Annotated in this window: 2 protein-coding genes and 1 pseudogene; all 3 read right to left on the bottom strand. The window is 68.9% G+C overall.

The genetic code is table 11. From position 1 onward, the window contains the following. Positions 1–47: 47 nt before the first annotated feature. Complete coding sequence (locus H0W38_RS20880) at positions 48–569, bottom strand: thermonuclease family protein (protein WP_292457803.1); 522 nt, start codon at positions 567–569, stop codon at positions 48–50. Next, positions 566–961 carry a DUF1232 domain-containing protein gene (locus H0W38_RS20875; RefSeq protein ID WP_292457802.1) on the bottom strand — a complete coding sequence of 132 codons (396 nt, stop codon included), beginning with the start codon at positions 959–961 and terminating at the stop codon, positions 566–568. The genes H0W38_RS20880 and H0W38_RS20875 overlap by 4 nt, the downstream gene beginning before the upstream one ends. Next, positions 958–2,471, bottom strand: a pseudogene (locus H0W38_RS20870) (DNA ligase-associated DEXH box helicase); the annotation flags it as partial. The gene H0W38_RS20875 and the pseudogene H0W38_RS20870, both read right to left, overlap by 4 nt.

The raw sequence follows: 2,471 nt of genomic DNA, 5'->3' as shown, positions 1-2,471 counted from the left end.
TGACGTTTCACACTCCCAAGGCATGGCACACAAACAGCGCCTGCAAGTCACGGCTGATCGACCGCCGCCTCGCACCGCCCATGCTCCCGCCTGAACACCCGCGGCTCGATGGCCGGCAACGGCTTGGCGAACAAACCGCGCCGACCCTTGCGGGCGTCGCCTTCTTCGGCTGCATACGGTCCGGGGTTGCCGCGATACCGCGCCGACCATGCATGGCCCTCGCGTACCAGCCATGCACCGACGTCCTCGTCACCCACCCACAGCGTGCCGAGCGCGCGGCCGTAGTCATCGGTCGCACGTCGGCGCACCGTCACGGGCCGGCCCTGCACGCGCGAAGCCAGCGCGGCGCCGGCTTCGCGGCCGTGCGCCTGGCAACGCTCGGGCGCATCGAGTCCGACCAGGCGAAGCTTCACGCGCTTGCGGCGTGGTGTGCCGTCTTCCTGATCGGGTTGCACCCACACCGTGTCGCCATCGCTCACGCGCGTGACGACACCGCTGAAGCGCGTCTCGCCCGCCGCGGCGAGGGCACAGGCGAGCGCGAGGCACAGCGAGAGCACCCGTCGCTTCATGCAGCGCCCCAGGTCTGCCACGCCCACCAGCCCAGCGCGCCCATCGCCAGCAGCCAGACCGCCACGATCAGCACCGCGCCCCAGACCATCTTCGGCAGCTTGTCCTTGCTCGCCTCGGCCTCGGCCAGGCGCGCCTGCCACAGTGCCTCGGGCGTGAGCTTGATGGCGAGCGCGATGCCCAGCGGCAGCAGGATCAGGTCGTCGAGCAGGCCCAGCACAGGGATGAAGTCCGGGATCAGATCGATCGGGCTCACCGCATAGGCCAGCACCGCCAGCGCGATCCACTTGGGCGCGCGCGGGGTGTCGGGGTGCTTGAACAGCTTCCACAGCGCCAGCAGGTAGACGGCAAGGCGCGCGCGGTTGGCGGCGCCGAAGAGGCGAGCGATCTTCATGGAGTCTGCTTGCGGCGGGGCGCGCGCGCGGGTTGCGATCCTGATGGCGAAGGCGAACGCACTCTCGAACGCGAGGGTGGCCGCGAAGGCGCGTCGATGGCGGCGTTGATCTTGTCGAGCATGCGCTGGAGCCGGTCGTTGAGTTTCTCGGTCGTCAATTGTTCCCGGAAACGCTCGACCATCAGCGGCAGGCACATCGGACTCGGCAGTTCGAGTTCGACGAAGTCGATGCGCTTGGCGGTCAGGCCTCGCAGCGTCTCGGCGAGGCGGCCGATGTCGAGTTCCTGGCTGAGCACCTCGCTGTCTGCCTGGCCGAGCAGCAGGTTGCCCGAATCGTATTTGCGGAACACCTCGTAGAACAGGCTGCTCGAGGCCTGAAGCTGCTTCATGCTCTTCGGCGCGCCCGGGTAGCCGGTGAACACCAGCCCCGAGACGCGCGCGATCTCGCGAAAGCGCCGCTGTGCCAGCTCGCCGGAGTTGAGGCTGTCAAGCACATCCTGCAGCAGGTGCTCGGCCGAGAACACGCGCTTGTCGAGCACCGACGCCAGCGGGATCGGCAAGGCGCTGAGCAGCTCGAACCCGTAGTCGTTGACCGACAGGCTGAAGGTGTTCGGTCGGTCTCTCGCCAACCGCCAGGCCAGCAAGGAGGCCAGGCCGAGGTGCACGTTGCGCCCGGCAAAGGGGTAGAGGTAGAGATGGTGGCCCTCGCGCGAATCGAAGCGCTCGACCAGCAGGCTCGTCGGAGTGGGCAGCCTCGACAAGCGCAACTGCGTCTCGAGCATGGGCCGGGCGGCTTGCAGTTCGGGCTCGCTGAAATCGCCCTTGGCGGCGCCTTGCATCGTCTCCAGCACCGCGTCGGCGAGCTCGGTGGACAGCGGCATCTTGCCGCCTTGCCAGGCCGGCACGATGCCCTTGCTCTTGCTGGCTCGGCGCACGTAGGCGGCCATGTCCTGCGTGCGCACGTATTCGAGCACGCGACCGGCGAAGACGAAGCAGTCGCCCTTATTGAGGCGTGCGATGAAGCCCTCCTCGATCGTGCCGATGCTGCCGCCCGAGAGCCACTTCACCGCCATCACCGCGTCGCCCACGATGGTGCCGACTGCGAGCCGGTGGCGCTTGGCGATGCCTCGGTCGGGGACGCGGTAGAAGCCGTCCACGCGCTGCACGCGGTGGTACTCGGGATACGCGCCCAGGCTGGTGCCGCCGTGCTCGACGAAATCGAGCGCCCATTGGAACTGCTCCCGAGCGAGGCTGCGATAAGCAAAGGCACTGCGCACTTCCTCGAACATCGCCTCCGGCTCGAAGCCGCCGCCGAGCGCGGCGGTGACGAGGTGCTGCACCAGCACGTCGAGCGGCTGGTGCGGCGATTGGCGTTTCTCGATGCGCCCGGCCAGCGCGGCGCGGCGCGCGGCGGCGGCTTCGACGAGTTCGAGCGTGTTGGTCGGCACGAGCGTGATGCGCGAGGCGCGGCCCGGCTGGTGGCCGCTGCGCCCCGCGCGCTGCAGCAACC

The organism is Methylibium sp. (genome assembly GCF_013817365.1).
In the GTDB taxonomy this organism is placed as follows: domain Bacteria; phylum Pseudomonadota; class Gammaproteobacteria; order Burkholderiales; family Burkholderiaceae_C; genus Methylibium.
This window is presented reverse-complemented; position numbering and strand designations above follow the sequence as displayed.

Excerpts from the sequence above, each read along its gene's own strand:
- H0W38_RS20875 (WP_292457802.1), bottom strand. The coding sequence starts at position 961 with ATGAAGATCGCTCGCCTCTTCGGCGCCGCCAACCGCGCGCGCCTTGCC.
- H0W38_RS20880 (WP_292457803.1), bottom strand. The coding sequence starts at position 569 with ATGAAGCGACGGGTGCTCTCGCTGTGCCTCGCGCTCGCCTGTGCCCTC.